This is a genomic window from Streptomyces sp. Je 1-4 4N24 (assembly GCF_026239515.1).
Lineage (GTDB): Bacteria > Actinomycetota > Actinomycetes > Streptomycetales > Streptomycetaceae > Streptomyces > Streptomyces nigrescens.
On sequence record NZ_CP110836.1, the window covers coordinates 5766247 to 5783675 of the forward strand.

Genomic DNA, 17429 nt, shown 5'->3' on the forward strand with positions numbered 1-17429 from the left:
TGCGCGCTGAGCGAATGCGAGGCCGAGCGAAGCGAGGTTTCGGCATGAGCGGTACGTCCGACGGCGCAGGTGCCGTTACCGCGACCCCCGCGGCGGGCGTCCAGATCCCCGAGGAGCCGCCGCCGCACGGCCTGGGCGTCTCGCTGCCGCCCGCCGACGCGCCGGCGAAGACCGAGGGCACCTTCCCGTACGCCGCCGACCTGTGGGCCGAAGGGCTGCTGTGGGCCGCGGTGCTGCGCTCGCCGCATCCGCGCGCGCGGATCCTGTCCATCGACACCAAGCACGCGGTGGAGATGCCGGGCGTGCGCGTCGTCGTCACGCACGAGGACGTGCCCGGTGACGCGGGGCACGGCCGGGGCACCGCCGACCGCCCGGTGTTCGCCAAGGACGAGGTCCGCCACCACGGTGAGCCGATCGCCGCGGTGGCCGCCGAGCACCCCGACACGGCACGGCTGGCCGCCGCCGCCATCGCCGTCGAGTACGAGGTCCTGGACGCGGTCACCGACCCCCAACTGGCCTTCGAGGCCGAGCCGCTGCACCCGGACGGCAATCTCATCCGGCACATCCCGCTCCGCTTCGGCGACGCCGAGGCCATGGGCGAGGTGATGGTCGAGGGGCTCTACCGGATCGGCCGGCAGGACCCGGCGCCCATCGGGGCCGAGGCCGGGCTCGCGGTGCCGCGCCCCGATGGCGGCGTGGAGATCTACACCGCCTCCACGGACCCGCACACCGACCGCGATCTGGCCGCCGCCTCCTTCGGCCTCGAACCGGAGCAGGTCAAGGTCGTGGTGACCGGCGTCCCCGGCGCCACCGCCGACCGCGAGGACCCCGGCATCCAGCTCTCGCTCGGACTGCTGGCGCTGCGTACGGGCTGCCCCGTCAAGCTCGCCGCCACCCGGGAGGAGTCCTTCCTCTCGCACGCCCACCGCCACCCCACGCTGCTGCGCTACCGCCACCACGCGGACGCCGACGGCAAGCTGGTCAAGGTGGAGGCACAGATCCTCATGGACGCCGGCGCCTACGCCGACACCTCGGCCGATGCGCTCGCCGCCGCCGTCTCCTTCTCCTGCGGCCCGTATGTCGTCCCGCACGCCGTTGTCGACGGCTGGGCGGTGCGCACCAACAACCCGCCGTCCGGCCATGTGCGCGGCGAGGGCGCGATGCAGGTCTGTGCCGCCTACGAGGGCCAGATGGACAAGCTGGCCGCCCGGCTGGGCCTGGAGCCCGACGAGATCCGGCTCCGCAACGTCATGGCCACCGGCGATCTGCTGCCCACGGGGCAGACCGTGACCTGCCCCGCCCCGGTCGCCGAACTCCTGCACGCCGTCAAGGAAGCGCCGCTTCCCGAGCTGCCCAAGGACGCGCCCGAAGCGGAGTGGCTGCTGCCGGGCGGGCCGGAAGGGGCGGGCGAGCCGGGCGCGGTACGCCGCGGCGTCGGCTATGGCCTGGGCATGGTGCACATGCTGGGCGCGGAGGGCACCGACGAGGTCTCCACCGCGACCGTCAAGGTCAGCGGCTCGGTCGCCACCGTCATCTGCGCAGCCGTCGAGACCGGCTCCGGGTTCTCCACGCTGGCGCGGCAGATCGTGCAGGAGACGCTCGGCATCGAGGAAGTGCATGTCGCGGGCGTCGACACCGACCAGCCGCCGGCCGGGCCGGCCTGCCACGGGCGGCACACCTGGGTCTCCGGCGGCGCCGTCGAGCGTGCCGCCAAGATGGTCCGTACCCAGCTGCTGCAGCCGCTGGCCCACAAGTTCGGGATGTCCACCGAGCTGCTGCAGATCAACGACGGCAAGATCACCTCTTACGACGGGGTGCTCAGTACCACCGTTTCCGAGGCGCTGGACGGCAAGGAGCTGTGGGCCACCGCCCAGTGCCGGCCGCATCCGACGGAGCCGCTGGACGAGGGCGGCCAGGGCGATGCGTTCGTGGGACTCGCCTTCTGCGCGATCCGCTGCGTCGCCGATGTCGACATCGAGCTCGGCACCATCCGGGTGGTGGAGATGACCGTCGCCCAGGACGTGGGCCGGGTGCTCAACCCCCGCCAGCTGCGGGCCCGTATCGAGGCCGGGGTCACCCAGGGCATGGGCGCCGCCCTGATGGAGAACCTGCGCACCACCCGCGGCCAGGTCCGCCACCCCGACCTGACCGGCTATGCGCTGCCGACCGCCCTGGACGCTCCGGAGATCCGCATCGTCAAGCTCGTCGAGGAGCGCGATGTGGTCGCCCCCTTCGGCGCCAAGCCCGCCAGCGCGGTCCCGGTCGTCACCGCACCGGCCGCCGTGGCCTCCGCGGTCCGCGCCGCCACCGGCCGCCCCATCGGCCGCCTCCCGATCCGCCCGCAGGCGGCGGTGGCGCAGGTGGTGCAGCAGTAGGGCTCACGGGGCTGGGGCGACTGGGGGCTGCGCTGCGCGCCTTTTGGGGTTGCCGGTTGGTCGCGTGCCTTTGGGGGGTGGCCGTTGGCTGTCGGCTGCGGTCCTTCTGGGGTTGGCGGGGGCCCTGTCGTGCCCCGGTTCGGAGGGGCAGCTGCTCGCGGGGCGGCGCCCGCGCAGCGGTTCGGCGCAGCCGGTGGCTGTGCCGCCGATCGGCGTAGGTGAGCGGCTGCGCATCGGTTCAGGGCCGGGCGTGGGCCTCGTGCGCGTGTGCCTCCTGCGCGTTGCTGCGGCGATCGGTCGATGACCTGCGCTTTCTCTATCCGTCACGGAGATTGTCAGTGGGGTCACTTAGAGTGATTTCCGGTGGGCGAGATGGGGGCGCGTGAGGGGAGGAAAACGGTCTGGTGGGGTCAAAGTGCTTGCGGGGGGCGGGAATTGGAGGATCCTGGGGCGGCCGGAGTGAGCGCCGGCCGGTCGTGGGGATCGCGGGGATCGCAGGGATTCGCGAGGTCGAGGGGGAGCGGGATGCCGCAGGAATGGGCGGGGGAGTCCGGGCGGGACCGGGCCGTGGAGCGGTACGTCCAGGAGTTGTTGGTGCGCAGGCCGGGCAGCCGGCCCGAGTTGCCTGCCACCTTGTTGCTGGGGCCGCGTGGCAGCGGTAAGACGACGGTCCTGCGCCATCTGGCGGACTGGGCCCGGCGGGCTCCGGTGGCCCGCCTCGATCTGGCGGCGCTGGGCCAGGAGGGCCGTAAACCGATCGATGTGCTGGCCGCGCTGGTCTTCCAGCTCAATGAGGCCAAGCGGGATTTCGCCCGGCTGAGCTTCCCGGCGTTCGGGCTGCTGACCATTGCGGTCGCGGCGCGGATGGACGCGGCCGACCGGGACGCCGCCGTACGACAGATGGAAGAGGCGCTGGTCGGGCCGCCGGGTAACCGCTCGGAGGTGATCAACCAGCTGGCCGCGTACGCCGCGACGGTTCTGGGCGCCCCGACCGCGGTGACCGCCGCGCTGCCGCTGCTGCCGGAGTGGCGGCGCCACTGGGTGCGGCTGCGGGTGCGCTGGCGGCTGGCGCGTATCCGGCGCCGCAGCCGTGGCGGGGGTTCCGTCGACGGCTTTCTGATCGACCTCAATCAGCGCTACGGCGACCGCGAGGCGGCCGAGCGGCAGCGGGCCGAGGCGGTGCTCTTCGACGCCTTCCTGGACGATCTGCGGCGGGCGTACGGCTCGCGTGGCGGCGACAAGCGGCGTACGACGCAGTGCCTGGTGCTGCTGGACAACGTCGACAGTCCGCTGGGCAACGACTTCCTCAAAGCGCTGCTGGATGCCCGGCGGAAGGCCGGGGCGCCCGATCCGCTGCTGGTGCTCGCCACCGCGGGGAGCTATCCGGCGGCGCTGGAGGGCTTTGCGTTCGGCGGGCCGCGGCGGCCCGGTGCGCTGCCCGGCCGGTGGCCCGCGCAGGAGGAGAGGTTCGTTCCTGAGCAGGTCGTGAAGGGGCTGGTGGTGGGCCGGCTGCGCGATCTGGTCCGTCATGAGGTCGAGCAGCAGGCCAAGGAGGCGCTGCGGTCGGCCGGCCCCCGGGTGCCGGTGCCGGCTGCCGACAACGGTGTGCAATGGCTGGGCTGGGTGGTGCACGAGCTCACCCGGGGGCATCCGGCAGGCACCGCACAGCTGTTGGAGGCCCTGCTGGAGTGCCCGGCGGAGGAGGGCTGGGAGGCGCGGCTGCGGCAGGTCCTGCAGCCCTCCTCGGACCTCGTGGACGCCCTGCTGGAGCGGCTGTTGCCGATAGACGCCAGCAGCGAGCTGATGCAGGCGCTGGCCCGCGGCGCGGCCGCCGTCGACCTGGCGCAGGCGCAGACGGGCCGGGTGCTGTGGGACGAGTCGAGCGCCCGTGTCCAGGAGGAGTTCAACGACTTCTGTACGGACGTGCTGCGCACCATGCATCTCGACGGGGGTGACGAGGAGTCCGACGGCCGGACGGAAACCCCCCACCCCTTGCTGCGTCTGCTGTTGCTGCGCCGGCTCGCCGCGGTCCCCGAGCCCGACGCCGCGGCGGGCGGAGCGGCCGGGGGCATTGACGGGGCGGCCGGTATCCGGGGGCGGCGGGCGGTGCATGCCGCGCTGCGGGACCGGGCGGCCGCCGCGGGGGAGGAGGCCACCGCGGCCTATCACGCGCTGGCGGGCGGCGATCTCGCCGCGGCGGCCGCCTATCTGGACGACGCGTTCGACCGGGTCACCCCGGAGGAGTGGTGTGCGGAGCTGTGCCGGCTGCGGCGCGCGCCGCTCGCCGAGGCCGGGCCGGCCCTCGATCAGCCGCTGTGGGAGCGCTACGAGCGGCTGGTGGAGCACCTGGGCGAGGGCGCCGTGGAGCAGCGGCTGCGGACCATCACCCGGCTCCTCGCGGCGGTCTGGATCGGCCCCGAGCCGCCGGACGACCCCCGTACGGACCGGGTCGGCGATCCGTACCGCGACCCCCTCGGTGACCCCGGGGCCGAGCTGTACGGCGAGATCCAGGCCCGCTTCCACACCCTCGCGGTGCATGCCGACAGCGTGCCCTGGACCTCGGCGCTGCTGCGGAAGGCGAAGCAGTACGGAAAGGAGCCGTGGCTGTGAGCACCCGTCTTTTCGAACCGCCCCGGCCCCCGCGGCGCTGGGGGCTGTGGATCATTTCGGTGCTGGTGGCGGCGGCGGTCGTGGCCGCCGCCGTGGTGCAGATCGCCGAGACGAACGGGCGCTGCGGGGAGGGCGTCCGCGAGGTGGCCGACGGTGAGTGTGTGGGCGTCACGGACGGTGCGTACGCCTTCGGGAACATGAAGTCGCTGAGCGACAGGATCCACACCGAGAACGACGAGGTCGCCAAGTCCGGGGAACGGTCGGTCGCCATCGCCTATCTGGAGGCCATGGCGGGCGGCTCCGCAGACCGGGGGCCGGAGGCCACCCGGCAGGCCATCAGTGGCGCCTACCTCGCCCAGCGCGCCCTGAACGCCGAGCGCTCGACACTCCCCAAGATCCGGCTGCTGCTCGCCAACACCGGCCGCGGAGACCGCCATTGGCGCCAGGTCGTCGACCAGCTCATCGCGATGAAGGACAAGGAACGGCTGGTCGCGGTGGCGGGCTTCGGGCAGAGCAACGACCGTACGATGCGCGCCGTGCAGCGGCTGCGCGCCGCCGGGCTGCCGATGGTCGGTGCGACAGTGGCGGCGGACGGGCTGAGTTCCCGTACGGCCGGGTTCTACCGGGTCTCCTTCCCCAACCGCGACCAGACCGCGGCCGCCGCGGGCTACCTCAAGGAGCAGCAGCGCAAGCACCCCGGCTACCGCGTCCAGGTGATCAGGGACGGCAACGAGAAGGACAACTACAACACCTCGCTCTACGAGGACTTCTCGGCGGCGGCACGGCGCGCGGGCCTCGACGTGGACGACGAGGTCATCCCGTTCCGCTCCGGGGAGGACGAGGCGGCGACCGCGGGCAATGCGCTGTCCCTGGTCGCCGACAAGGTCTGCGGTGACCCGAAGCCGCCGGACGCGGTGTATTTCGCGGGCCGGGGGCGGGAGCTGCGCCGGTTCATCGAGGCGGCGGGGGAGGGCGGCCGGCACTGCCGTACGACGGTGCTCTCCGGCTCCAGTGCGCTGGGCGTCTACTTCGACACCGGAGGCGACCGGCACCGCGCCGAGCTCGCCACCCTCGCCGAGCGCTGGAAGGACAGCCAACTGACCGTCTACTACACCGCCTTCACCCACCCCGCGATATCCAAGGAGGTCTACGGCGGCGCCGGGAGCGGCCCGTTCGACGACTTCGAGCGCGCCTACCGCAAAGCGGTCGGCGGCCCCACCACCGACCTCGCCAGCGGCCAGGCGATGCTCGGCCATGACGCCACGTACACCATAGGGAAGGCGGCCCGGAACGCCGTCGGCGTCTACGGCACCCGCCAGGTCACCGCCCGTATGGTCCTGGCCATGCTGGAGCAGACCAACGGCAGGTCCCGGGTCCGTGGCATCAGTGGCTACATAGCCTTCGACCCGGACACCGGCGAGCCGGTGGACCGTCCGCTGGCGCTGGTGGAGCTGCGCCGCCCGACGAACACCGGCGAGGCCGGGGACATCTACCGCTTCGTGGCCGGGCTGTCCGCCGGCCGGTAGGGGCGCGGCGGCCCGGCCGGTGTGGAGCCGGAAGGCGTGGAAGTAAAAGAGGGGGCTCGGGGCCGCGACTGTGCGCTCAGCCGACGGCGGCGCCGAACCACTGGGGCAGGCGGCCGAGCAGATCCTGCTGATCTTCACCGGCCCACGCCACGTGGCCGTCCGGCCGCAGCAGCACCGCGGGCACGTCCAGTTCCTCGCTGACATCGACGACGTGGTCGACCCGGCCTTCCCAGCCCGCCACCGAGAGCCGGCCGGTCTGGTCGAGCAGCAGTCCGCGGCCGCCGTGCATCAGCTCGTAGAGGCGGCCCCGCTTCAACTCCACGTCCCGCATCCGCCGGCCGAGCAGTTCGTGGCCCTCGCCGAAGTCGTAGCGGACCCCGACCGCGGTGATCATCCCGGTCACGTGCCGGTTCACCTCCTCGAAGTCCATCAGCTTCGAGAACAGCTCCCGCAGCGCGGTCGCACCCGGATCGGCCCCCATCAGCGTGATCTGTGCGCGGGTGTTGTCCAGGACGGCGGCGGCCACCGGGTGCCGTTCGGCGTGGTAGCTGTCCAGCAGGCCCTCCGGTGCCCAGCCGGTGACCGCGGCGGCCAGCTTCCAGCCGAGGTTGAACGCGTCCTGCACACCGAGGTTCAGCCCCTGCCCGCCGGTCGGCGGGTGGATGTGCGCCGCGTCGCCGGCCAGCAGCACCCGGCCGACCCGGTAGCGCTCGGCCTGCCGGGTGGCGTCGCCGAACCGGGACAGCCAGCGCGGCGAGTGCACGCCGAAGTCGGTGCCGGCGAACGCCCGCAGCTGCTGCTTGAACTCGTCGAGGGTCGGCGCGGTCGCACGGTCCTCGGCCACCCCGTCGGCGGGCACGACAACGCGGCACACCCCGTCCCCGGTGGGGGCGACGCCGAACCGCAGGTGCGTCTTGCGGACTTCCTCGACGACAGCGGCAATCGTCGCCGGATCCTCGGTCACCTCCATTTCACCCAGCAGCGTCTCGACCTTGGCGGGCTCACCGGGGAAACCGACGCCGACCAGCTTGCGCACCGCACTGCGGCCGCCGTCGCACCCGACGAGGTAGCGCGAGCGCAGCCGTGCCCCGTCCGCCAGCTCGACGGTCACCCCGTCCTCGTCCTGGCTCAGCCCGACCACTTCGCAGCCGCGCCGGATCTCGGTACCGAGTTCGAGCGCGCGCTCGTTGAGCAGCCGCTCGGTGACCGGCTGCGGGGTGGCGACGCCGTACGGGTGCGCCGTGTCCAACCCGTCCGGCCACGGCTTCATGATGCCGCCGAAGAGACCGCCGACCTGGAACGTCTCACTGACCGCGAGGAACCGGTCCAGCAGGCCGCGCTGGTCCATCATCTCGACGCTGCGCGCGTGCAGGCCCTGCCCACGGGACTGCGCGGTCGGCTTCGCCAACTTCTCCAGCACGACCGCCTGCACACCCTGCAGCCGCAGCTCGCTCGCCAGCATCAACCCGGTCGGTCCACCACCGACAACGATCACATCGATCATCACAACGCCCATTTCCGCAGAATTCTTGCTCAGGCCGAGGATTCTGCGGCACGACCCGGGCCTTGCCGCAAGCCCCCCAGTGCGCTATAAGTTGAGACTGGCAAGGAGCGGGTGACCTCCTTGCCTTTGTCTTTTGTCGGCCATATGTGCTGGCCATATGTGTCGGTCGCCATGGAAAACGAATGGGCGACATCCCTCCAGGGATGCCGCCCATTCGTTTTCCTCATCAAGCAAACAGAGGCCGTGGCGGGATTCGAACCCGCGTAACTCGCTTTGCAGGCGAGCCCCTGAACCACTCGGGCACACGGCCGGGTTGCTGCTGTTGTCCCGACTGTAGGCCGCGGGGCACCCAGCCCGGCAAGGGCGCGGGGCGGGATGCCAAAAGGCTGCAACGCGGGGTAACGCGGGGTAATGCGGGGAAACGGCGCAGCAATACGGGGTTCATGAAACCCGGCCGGGTGATGGAAGGCGTCGATGACCCGGCTCCCCGCCGAGCCGTCCTCACACCGCGTGCAGGAATTCCTCCACCACCGGTCCGAACAGGTCCGGTTCGTCCACCCAGGGATAGTGGCCCACGCCGTGCAGGGGGTGCACCCGTGCGTCCGGGAACGATGCGGCCACCCATTCGCCCGCCCGCATACCGGTCACCGCGTCCCGGTCCCCGGTCACCACCAGCACCGGGCAGGTCACCTCGTGCAGACCGGCCAGCAGGGCCGCGCGCAGCTGCTCGTCCACGCCCTGCCAGAACCCGGCCCGCGGCACCGGCCCCAACTGCGCGCCCTCCGTGGCGGCATGGGTCCGCTGAGGCTCGTCCCACCGCCCGTAGGCGAGTGGCGCCGCGGCGAACAGCAGCTCCCGCACCTCGCTCAGATCGGCCGCCTCGGTCAGCTGCCGCAGCGCCACCGAGGCCTCCGGCCACCACTCCTCGTGGCGGCGCGACTCGAAGATCTCCCATGCGTCGTCGGGGAGTTCGCCCTGCAGCCGGGAGCCGGGGCAGACCAGCACCAGCCGGGTCAGCCGCTGCGGATACCCCGCCGCGTACGCCTGCGCGACCGCGGCCCCCGCGTCGTGCGCCAGCAGCGCGAACCGCTCCAGGCCCAGATGCGCGCGGAGCGCCTCCAGATCCTCGGCGAGCTGCGGGAAGGCATAGCGGGACGGGTCGGCGGCGGCAGGGGAGGCGCCGGTGCCGCGGCTGTCGGGAAGGATCAGCTGCCGGTGTGCGGACAGGCCGCCGAGGTCACCCAGATACGCGGCGTCCCGCCCGGGACCGCCGGCCAGGCACACCAGGGGCGGCAGGGGCGCGTCGTCCGGGCCGAGCACGCGGTAGTGGAGCTCGGCATCGTCGTACGTACGGAAGTGCGGCATACGGACAGCTTGCCCGACATACGGCGGCAAGGACGGGGCGGAGGCGGTCCGGGCGGGCCGGGCGACGTAGGACCGACGACCGACCCGATCCCCGTCCTCCGCCAGGGGCACCACCGCCGTACGGCCCTTACGCTGGCCCGATGACCGCTGACCGCCCCCACGACCTCGGCACCGGCACCGGCACCGGCCACGACCTCGGCATCGGCACCGACGACGGCGCAGACACCGCACCCGGCGCCGAGACCGTCGCCACCCCCGGCCACCCCGCCGGGTCCGCGGACGGTCACCCCGCCCGGTCCGCGGACGGCAGTGGCGGCGGGCCGGACGGCGGCATCCTCGGCCGGGCCCATCGCGCGCTCACCCTCGGCATCATCTCCGTCGTCTCGCTCGTCGCCTTCGAGGCGAGCGCCGTGAACACCGCGATGCCGGTCGCCGCCCGCGCCCTGGACGGCATCGGGCTGTACGCCTTCGGCTTCTCCGCGTTCTTCACGGCGAGTCTGTTCGCGATGGCGCTCGCGGGGGAGTGGAGCGACCGGCGCGGCCCGCTCGGACCGCTGTTCACCGGGATCGCCGCGTTCGGGGCGGGGCTGCTGGTCGCGGGCGTCGCACACAGCATGGGGATGTTCATCGTGGGCCGCGGGGTGCAGGGCATCGGAGGCGGGCTGGTGGTGGTCTCGCTCTACGTGGTCGTCGGCCGCGCCTACCCCGAGCGGCTGCGTCCGTCGATCATGGCGTCGTTCTCCGCGGCCTGGGTGGTGCCGGTGATCGTCGGTCCGCTGGTCGCCGGGACCGTCACCGAACAGCTCGGCTGGCGCTGGGTCTTCCTCGCCATCCCCGTCCTGATACTGCTGCCGCTCGTGGTGATGCTGCCCGCGCTGCGCACCCTGCCGCGGACCCGGCCGGGCCCGCGGGGCGGAGTGCGGCAGGTGCTGGGCAGCCGGCGCTGTCTGCTCGCGCTGGCCGTCGCCGTGGGCGCCTGCCTGCTGCAGTACGCGGGCCAGCACCCGTCCTGGCTCGCGCTGCTGCCCGCGGCCGCCGGACTGGCCCTGCTGGCGCCGGGCATCGTGCGGCTGCTGCCCCGCGGTACGTTCCGGGCGGCGCGCGGCCTGCCGTCCGTGGTGCTGATGCGCGGACTCGCCGCCGGGGCGATGGTCGCCGCCGAGAGCTTCATCCCGCTGATGCTGGTCACCCAGCGCGGACTGTCCGCCACCCTCGCCGGACTCTCCCTCACCGGCGGCGGGCTGACCTGGGCGCTCGGTTCGTACGTGCAGAGCCGGCCGCGCCTGGAGCCGTACCGGGAGCGGCTGATGGGCCTGGGCATGGTGCTCCTGGCGGCGGCCATCGTGATGGTGCCGCTGGCCCTGATCGACGGGGTGCCGGCCGCAATCGTCGCGGTGGCCTGGACGATCGGCGGCTTCGGCATGGGCCTGAACATCTCCAGCGGCGGCGTACTGCTGCTGAAGCTGTCCCGCCCCGAGGAGGCCGGCAGCAACTCCGCGTCCCTGCAGATGTCGGACGCGCTGGGCAATGTCACGTTCGTCGGCGTGGGCGGTGTGCTGTTCGTCGCGTTCGGCGGCGGGACGATCGCGGCGCACGGGCCCGCCGCGACCGGCGCGGCGAGCCATCCCGCGGCGTTTGTGGCCGTGTTCGCGACGATGGCGGTGGTCGCGCTCACCGGCTCCGTGACGGCGAGCCGTCTTAAGTAGCTCCCACGTTTTCGGCTGACCCGCCGTGGTGGTTTCTCGCCGTTGCGGGTCCGCTGCGCGGGGCGTGGGCTCGGGTGATGCTTGCGGGTTCCCCGCCGTTGCGCCTGCGGCGGGCTGGGTGGCTGTCGGGTGCGGTGACGGGCCTCCGGGGCCTGGTGTGTGGACTGCTTCGCTTTACGTCCACACACCAGGCCCCTCCGGCCCGTCCCCTCCCGTTGGGGGAGTAGTGGCGGTGGGTGGGGGCGGGCGTCCGTAGGACGTTTCACTCCTGCTTCGCGAGGAGCAGTGGACCACCAATGATCACCCCCACCAACCGTTTTCCCACCCCCCAACGGGAGGGGACGGGCCGGAGCGGGTGGGTGTCCGGACGTAAAGCGAAGCAGTCCGGACACCCACCCGCGCAGGCCCGTCACCGCACCCCGACAGCCCCGCGCAGCGGACCGGCCCGCCGCCAGGCGCCACGGCGACAAACCCCCACGGCGGGACAGCCGACAACGTGGGGCCGAAGGCAAAGCGCAGCGGAACGCAGCGATAGGGTGGCGCGGTTGCCGATCCCCGAGTCCAGCCGACGGAGACCGTGACTACCACCACCAGCGCCACCAATAACCATCACCTGTCCCCGGCCTTCCCGGGACGGGCCCCTTGGGGTACCGCGAACAAGCTGCGTGCCTGGCAGCAGGCGGCCATGGACCGCTACATCCAGACCCAGCCGAGAGACTTCCTCGCCGTCGCGACGCCGGGCGCCGGTAAGACGACCTTCGCGCTCACGCTCGCGTCGTGGCTGCTGCATCACCATGTCGTGCAGCAGGTGACGGTCGTCGCACCGACCGAGCATCTGAAGAAGCAGTGGGCGGAGGCGGCGGCCCGGATAGGTATCAAGCTCGACCCGGAGTACAGCGCGGGGCCGCTGGGCCGCGAGTACCACGGTGTGGCGATCACCTATGCCGGTGTGGGTGTCCGGCCGATGCTGCACCGCAACCGGATCGAGCAGCGCAAGACACTGGTGATCCTCGACGAGATCCACCACGCCGGTGACTCGAAGTCGTGGGGCGAGGCGTGTCTGGAGGCGTTCGAGCCCGCCACCCGGCGGCTGGCGCTGACCGGTACGCCCTTCCGGTCCGACACCAACCCGATTCCGTTCGTGACGTATGAGGAGGGGAACGACGGCATCCGGCGCTCCTCCGCCGACTACACCTACGGCTACGGGAACGCGCTGGGCGACGGCGTCGTGCGGCCGGTCATCTTCCTCTCGTACAGCGGCAATATGCGCTGGCGGACGAAGGCGGGCGACGAGATCGCGGCCCGGCTCGGCGAGCCGATGACCAAGGACGCGGTCTCGCAGGCCTGGCGTACCGCGCTGGATCCGCGCGGTGAGTGGATGCCGAATGTGCTGCGCGCCGCCGACCAGCGGCTGAGCGAGGTCCGTAAGTCGATACCGGACGCCGGTGCGCTGGTGATCGCTTCCGACCAGGAGCAGGCGCGGGCGTACGCCAAGCTGATCCGGGAGATCACCGGGGAGGGCGCCACCCTCGTGCTGTCCGACGACTCCGGGGCCTCGCAGCGCATCGATGACTTCTCGCACTCCCAGGACCGCTGGATGGTCGCGGTCCGGATGGTGTCCGAGGGGGTGGACGTGCCGCGGCTGGCGGTCGGGGTGTACGCCACCACCATCTCGACCCCGTTGTTCTTCGCGCAGGCCGTCGGGCGGTTCGTGCGCTCCCGTAAGCGCGGCGAGACCGCCTCCGTCTTCCTGCCCACCGTCCCGATGCTGCTCGGCTTCGCCAATGAGATGGAGGTCGAGCGCGACCACGTCCTCGACAAGCCGAAGAAGGACGGGGAGGAGGACCCGTACGCCGAATCCGAGAAGGAGATGGAGGAGGCGAACAAGGAGCAGGACGAGGACACCGGCGAGCAGGAGCAGTTCTCGTTCGAGGCGCTGGAGTCGGAGGCGGTCTTCGACCGGGTGCTCTACGACGGTGCCGAGTTCGGTATGCAGGCGCACGCGGGCAGCGAGGAGGAGCAGGACTACCTGGGCATCCCCGGGCTGCTGGAGCCCGACCAGGTGCAGATGCTGCTGCAGAAGCGGCAGGCCCGGCAGATCGCGCACAGCAAGAAGCGGCCGGATGCGGAGGCGGATCTGCTGGAGCTGCCGGCCGAGCGGCGTCCCGTGGTTACGCACAAGGAGCTGCTGGAGCTCAGGAAGCAGCTGAACACGCTGGTGGGGGCGTATGTCCATCAGAGCGGGAAGCCGCACGGTGTGATCCACACCGAGCTGCGGCGGGTGTGCGGCGGGCCGCCGAGTGCGGAGGCGACCGCCGGGCAGCTGGGTGAGCGGATCAAGAAGGTACGGGAGTGGGCGACGCGGATGCGGTGAGGCCGTCCGGGGCCCGTGGGGCGGTGTGCCGTGGGGACGGTGCGCCGCCCTCTTCCGTGCCCGCCCCGGCCGGGACTCCGCCTCGCCCGTTTGCGTCCGCGACGCGGGCCGCCCGCGCCCGATTGCTCCCGTGGTGCGGCGCCCGTATCCGTCCCCCGGAGCGGTGTGCCGGATCCGTCCGTTTCCGTAACACCCGGATAACGCCGTAGCCCTCCTTGAAACACCACACGGAGCACAACAGGCCGCTCTGGGTGGACCTACTGGGATATTTCGGGCACGGGAGACCGGATTCTGGACGGACTCTTCCGCTGACCGAACCGGCTCGCTACTGTCCCGGTCACGCACACGCCCCGTGGCAGCGCCGCCGCGGAGCGCAGCCGGTGCCATGCGGCCGGCGGCCTCTAGCGCGCGCTGCTCCGGGACCCGCAGCGCGTCGCGCCCGATGCCGCCACTCACCCAGGAGGGGCGTCGTGACCGCAGAGACCTCCCAGACACTCGACCGAGGGCTGCGCGTCCTCAAACTTCTCGCCGACACCGATCACGGGCTGACCGTCACCGAGCTGTCCAACAAGCTCGGCGTCAACCGCACGGTCGTCTACCGCCTCCTGGCCACGCTGGAGCAGCACGCTCTGGTGCGCCGCGACATCGGCGGCCGGGCCCGGGTCGGCCTGGGCGTCCTGCGCCTGGGCCGTCAGGTGCATCCGCTGGTCAGGGAGGCCGCCCTGCCCGCGCTGCGGTCGCTCGCCGAGGACGTGGGGGCCACCGCGCATCTCACCCTCGTCGACGGCACGGAGGCGCTGGCGGTCGCCGTGGTGGAGCCGACCTGGACCGACTACCACGTGGCCTACCGGGCCGGTTTCCGTCATCCGCTGGACCGGGGGGCCGCCGGGCGGGCGATCCTCAAGGCCCGGCAGGGCCGGACCCAGGACGCCGGACTCGCCCTGACGCACGGGGAGTTGGAGGCCGGTGCGAGTGGTGCGGCGGCCCCGCTGCTCGGGGTGAGCGGCATCGAGGGGAGTGTGGGCGTGGTGATGCTCGCCGACACCGTCTCCGAGCGGGTCGGGCCGCGGGTGGTCGACGCGGCCCGGGAGGTGTCCGAGGCGCTGCGCTGAGGCCCTGGAGGCGGGCGAGGCCGTGGGGTGTGAAGGGGCGGTGGCCGTGTCGTGAGGCGGCAGCGCCTTAAGGCCCTGGTGAGGCGGGTGTCAACTAAGGTGGCGGGGTGTCTGCACGCACCCGCGCCCTGGCGGTCTGCACCGCCCTCGTTCTCGCCCTTCTCGTCACCGCGGTCTTCGCCCCGCTGCCGTATTCGCTCGCCTATCCGGGCCTGACGGCGAATGTCCTCGGTGCCAACAAGGGCAAGCCGGTGATCACCATCACCGGCGCCGAGACCCGGAAGACGAGCGGGCAGCTGCGCATGACGTCGATTGTGGCCACCGGCCCGGAGGCCGCCGTCCATCTGCCGGACCTCGTCAAGGGCTGGTTCCGTACGGACGAGGCCGTGATGCCGCGGGAGGCGGTCTACCCGGTGGGCGAGAACACCGAGGAGATCGCCGAGCACAATGCACGGCAGATGCGGGAGTCCCAGGACACGGCCACCAGCGCCGCGCTCGGGCAGGTCGGCAGGTCCGCCAAGGACATCAAGGTCAAGCTGAGCCTGGCGGACGTCGGCGGGCCGAGCGCCGGGCTGATGTTCGCCCTCGGCATCGTGGACAAGCTGGACGGCGACGGCGCGGGCCACGACCTGACCGGTGGGCGCACCATCGCGGGCACCGGGACCATCACGGCCGGCGGCAAGGTCGGCGCGGTGGGCGGCGTCCCGCTGAAGACGCAGGCCGCGCGGCGGGACGGGGCCACGGTCTTCCTGGTCCCGCGCAAGGAGTGCGCGGACGCGCGGGCGGAGCTGCCGAAGGGGATGCGGCTGATCCCGGTCGGCACTCTCGACGGCGCGGTGGACGCCCTGAAGGCGCTGCGGACCGGGGGCAAGGTCCCCAGCTGCTGAGGCGGTGGGCCCCGGCTCGGTGGGCCCCGGCTCGCTGGGTCCCGGCTCGGTGGGTCCCGGCCGTCCGCCGGACCCCGGCCCGGCGGACGCGGGCCGGGCGGCGCGGGCCGGGTGCCCGGTGGCGGTTCCGGCCCCTCACGCCTCCTTGATGAATCCCTCCTGGATCAGCCAGTTCCTGGCGACCTCGTGCGGGTCCTCGCCGTCCACGTCGACCTTGCGGTTCAGCTCCTGGGCGACGGTGTTGTTGAGGGCCTTGGTGACCGGGGCCAGCACCTCGGCGATCGCCGGGTGCTTCTTCAGGGCCTTGGCGTTGATCTCGGGAGCGACGTTGTAGTTGGGGAAGAAGTGCTTGTCATCGGCCAGCACGTGCAGATGCATCGCCTTGATCCGGCCGTCGGTGGTGAAGACCTCGCCGAACGCACAGGTGCCCTTCTGCGTCTCGGTGTAGACGACGCCGCCGGTCATCTTGCGGACGTTGGCGGACGGCACCTTCATGCCGTACGCCCGCGCCATGCCCGGCAGACCGTCGTTGCGGGTGGCGAACTCGTTCTCCACGCACATCGTCACGGCGCCCGGGTTCTTGCGGGACAGCGTCGCGACGTCCGAGAGGTCGCGCACCGCCAGCTTCTTGAAGTTCGCTGAGTTCAGCGCCAGCGCGTAGGTGTTGTTCAGCGTCGAGGCCGGCAGCCAGACGATGCCGTTCCTCGCGTCCTCGTCGCGGACCGCCTTCCACTGCTCGTGGGGGTCGGCGATCGGCTTGGTGTGGCCGAGGTAGGTGATCCAGCCGGTGCCGGTGTACTCGTACGCGGCGTCCGCCGTGCCGGACTTGACGGCCTCCCGCGCGCCGATCGACCCCTGGATGCTGGTCTTGTCGATGACCTTGGCACCGGCCGCCTCGAAGACGATGCCCATCATCTGGCCGAGGATGATCTGCTCGGTGAACTCCTTCGAGGTCACCGTGAGCTGCGCCCCGGAGAGCGGGCGGCCCGGATAGCCCGCCTTCGGGCCCGGCCGCACGTTGTCGGTCATCGCACTGCCGCTGACCAGGCCGCATCCGCCGAGGGTGAGGGCGGCGAGCAGGGCGACGGCGAGGTGGGCGGCCCGGCGGCGCCCGAAGCGGCGGTGCCCGGCCGGGGGCTGGTGCCCGCTCATGCCGTCACCTCCAGGCCGCGCGGGCGGAGCAGCAGTTCGGCCAGCGAGGCCAGCCACTCCACCAGCAGGGCGAGCGCCACGGTCAGCACGGAACCGAGGATCAGTACGGGCATCCGCTGGGTGACGATCCCCGCCGAGATCAGGTCGCCGAGACCGCCGCCACCGCCGAAGGTCGCCAGCGTCGCGGTGCCGACGTTCAGCACCAGCGCGGTACGGACACCGGCCAGGATCAGCGGTACGGCCAGCGGGAGTTCCACCTTGGTCAGCACAAGGGTGGGGGACATGCCGATGCCGCGGGCGGCCTCGGTCAGCGTCGGGTCGATACCGCGCAGCCCGGCGATGGTGTTGGCGAGCACCGGCAGCACCGCGTAGATGACCATGCCGACGATTGCCGAACGGGCCCCGATGCCCAGCCAGATCACCAGCAGGATCAGCAGACCCAGGGCCGGCACCGCCTGCCCGAGGTTGGCGAAGGCCATCGCGACCGGGGTGGCCCTGCGCAGCTTGGACCGGGTCAGTGCGATGCCCAGCGGGATCGCGATGATCAGTACGAAGAAGGTGGAGATCGCGGTGAGCTTGATGTGCTGCTGCAGCGCCAGCCACACCTTGCCGTTGTCCACCGCCTGATGCGCGATGGAGTCCAGCCGGGCGCCGCGGAACCACAGCCAGGTGATGAGCAGCGCGGCCACCAGGAAGACCGGCATGAAGGTCCACTTCTGCCAGCTGATCCGGCGCGCGCCGGACGGCGCGGACGGGACGGGCGCCTCCCCGGCCGCCCGCTCCCGCTGCTCCATCTCGACGTCGTCCTTGAAGGCCAG

At 72.2% G+C, this 17429-nt stretch carries 11 protein-coding genes and 1 tRNA gene; 7 read left to right on the forward strand and 5 right to left on the reverse strand.

Features of this window, described 5'->3' with window-relative positions; genetic code table 11:
- The first annotated feature begins 44 nt into the window (after window positions 1-44).
- The 3 genes from SLV14N_RS25240 (at window position 45) to SLV14N_RS25250 (ending at window position 6511) form a co-directional block, all read left to right on the forward strand.
- Entirely contained in the window at window positions 45-2375 is a 2331-nt protein-coding gene (locus SLV14N_RS25240) for a xanthine dehydrogenase family protein molybdopterin-binding subunit (protein ID WP_208683828.1), read from the forward strand.
- A gap of 525 nt (window positions 2376-2900) precedes the next feature.
- Window positions 2901-4985 (forward strand): ATP-binding protein, encoded by a 2085-nt coding sequence (locus SLV14N_RS25245; RefSeq protein WP_263271175.1) that lies wholly within the window; start codon window positions 2901-2903, stop codon window positions 4983-4985.
- The gene (locus tag SLV14N_RS25250; RefSeq protein ID WP_263271176.1) at window positions 4982-6511 is read left to right on the forward strand and encodes an ABC transporter substrate-binding protein; all 1530 of its coding nucleotides are present in this window, start codon (window positions 4982-4984) and stop codon (window positions 6509-6511) included. Before SLV14N_RS25245 ends, SLV14N_RS25250 begins: the two co-directional genes overlap by 4 nt.
- Before the next feature lie 76 nt (window positions 6512-6587).
- On the opposite strand, the gene rox is transcribed toward SLV14N_RS25250, so the two are convergent.
- The 3 genes from rox to SLV14N_RS25265 all read right to left on the reverse strand — a co-directional run bounded on the left by rox (window position 6588) and on the right by SLV14N_RS25265 (window position 9380).
- Entirely contained in the window at window positions 6588-8015 is a 1428-nt protein-coding gene (rox, locus tag SLV14N_RS25255) for a rifampin monooxygenase (protein WP_263273265.1), read from the reverse strand.
- A 238-nt stretch (window positions 8016-8253) separates the two neighbouring features.
- A tRNA-Cys gene (locus tag SLV14N_RS25260) sits at window positions 8254-8325 on the reverse strand.
- A gap of 191 nt (window positions 8326-8516) precedes the next feature.
- Window positions 8517-9380, reverse strand: coding sequence for an alpha/beta fold hydrolase (locus SLV14N_RS25265; protein ID WP_263271177.1), 864 nt, complete (start codon window positions 9378-9380; stop codon window positions 8517-8519).
- A gap of 140 nt (window positions 9381-9520) precedes the next feature.
- Here SLV14N_RS25265 and SLV14N_RS25270 point away from each other — a divergent pair, with 140 nt between their 5' ends.
- From SLV14N_RS25270 to SLV14N_RS25285, 4 genes are all read left to right on the forward strand, one after another.
- On the forward strand, window positions 9521-11086 hold the full coding sequence (locus tag SLV14N_RS25270) for an MFS transporter (protein ID WP_263271179.1): 1566 nt from the start codon (window positions 9521-9523) through the stop codon (window positions 11084-11086).
- Window positions 11087-11663: 577 nt separating this feature from the next.
- The gene (locus tag SLV14N_RS25275; protein WP_208683837.1) at window positions 11664-13460 is read left to right on the forward strand and encodes a DEAD/DEAH box helicase; all 1797 of its coding nucleotides are present in this window, start codon (window positions 11664-11666) and stop codon (window positions 13458-13460) included.
- 470 nt (window positions 13461-13930) lie between these two features.
- Complete coding sequence (locus SLV14N_RS25280; protein ID WP_093646501.1) at window positions 13931-14572, forward strand: IclR family transcriptional regulator; 642 nt, start codon at window positions 13931-13933, stop codon at window positions 14570-14572.
- 107 nt (window positions 14573-14679) lie between these two features.
- A complete protein-coding gene (locus SLV14N_RS25285; protein WP_208683839.1) occupies window positions 14680-15459 on the forward strand; it encodes a S16 family serine protease in 780 nt (259 codons plus the stop codon).
- Between the two features lie 135 nt (window positions 15460-15594).
- Here the strand turns inward: SLV14N_RS25285 and SLV14N_RS25290 are convergent, their stop codons facing one another.
- A complete protein-coding gene (locus SLV14N_RS25290) occupies window positions 15595-16611 on the reverse strand; it encodes a glycine betaine ABC transporter substrate-binding protein (protein ID WP_263271182.1) in 1017 nt (338 codons plus the stop codon).
- Complete coding sequence (locus SLV14N_RS25295) at window positions 16608-17405, reverse strand: ABC transporter permease (RefSeq protein ID WP_259670786.1); 798 nt, start codon at window positions 17403-17405, stop codon at window positions 16608-16610. The genes SLV14N_RS25290 and SLV14N_RS25295 overlap by 4 nt, the downstream gene beginning before the upstream one ends.
- Between the last annotated feature and the right edge of the window lie 24 nt (window positions 17406-17429).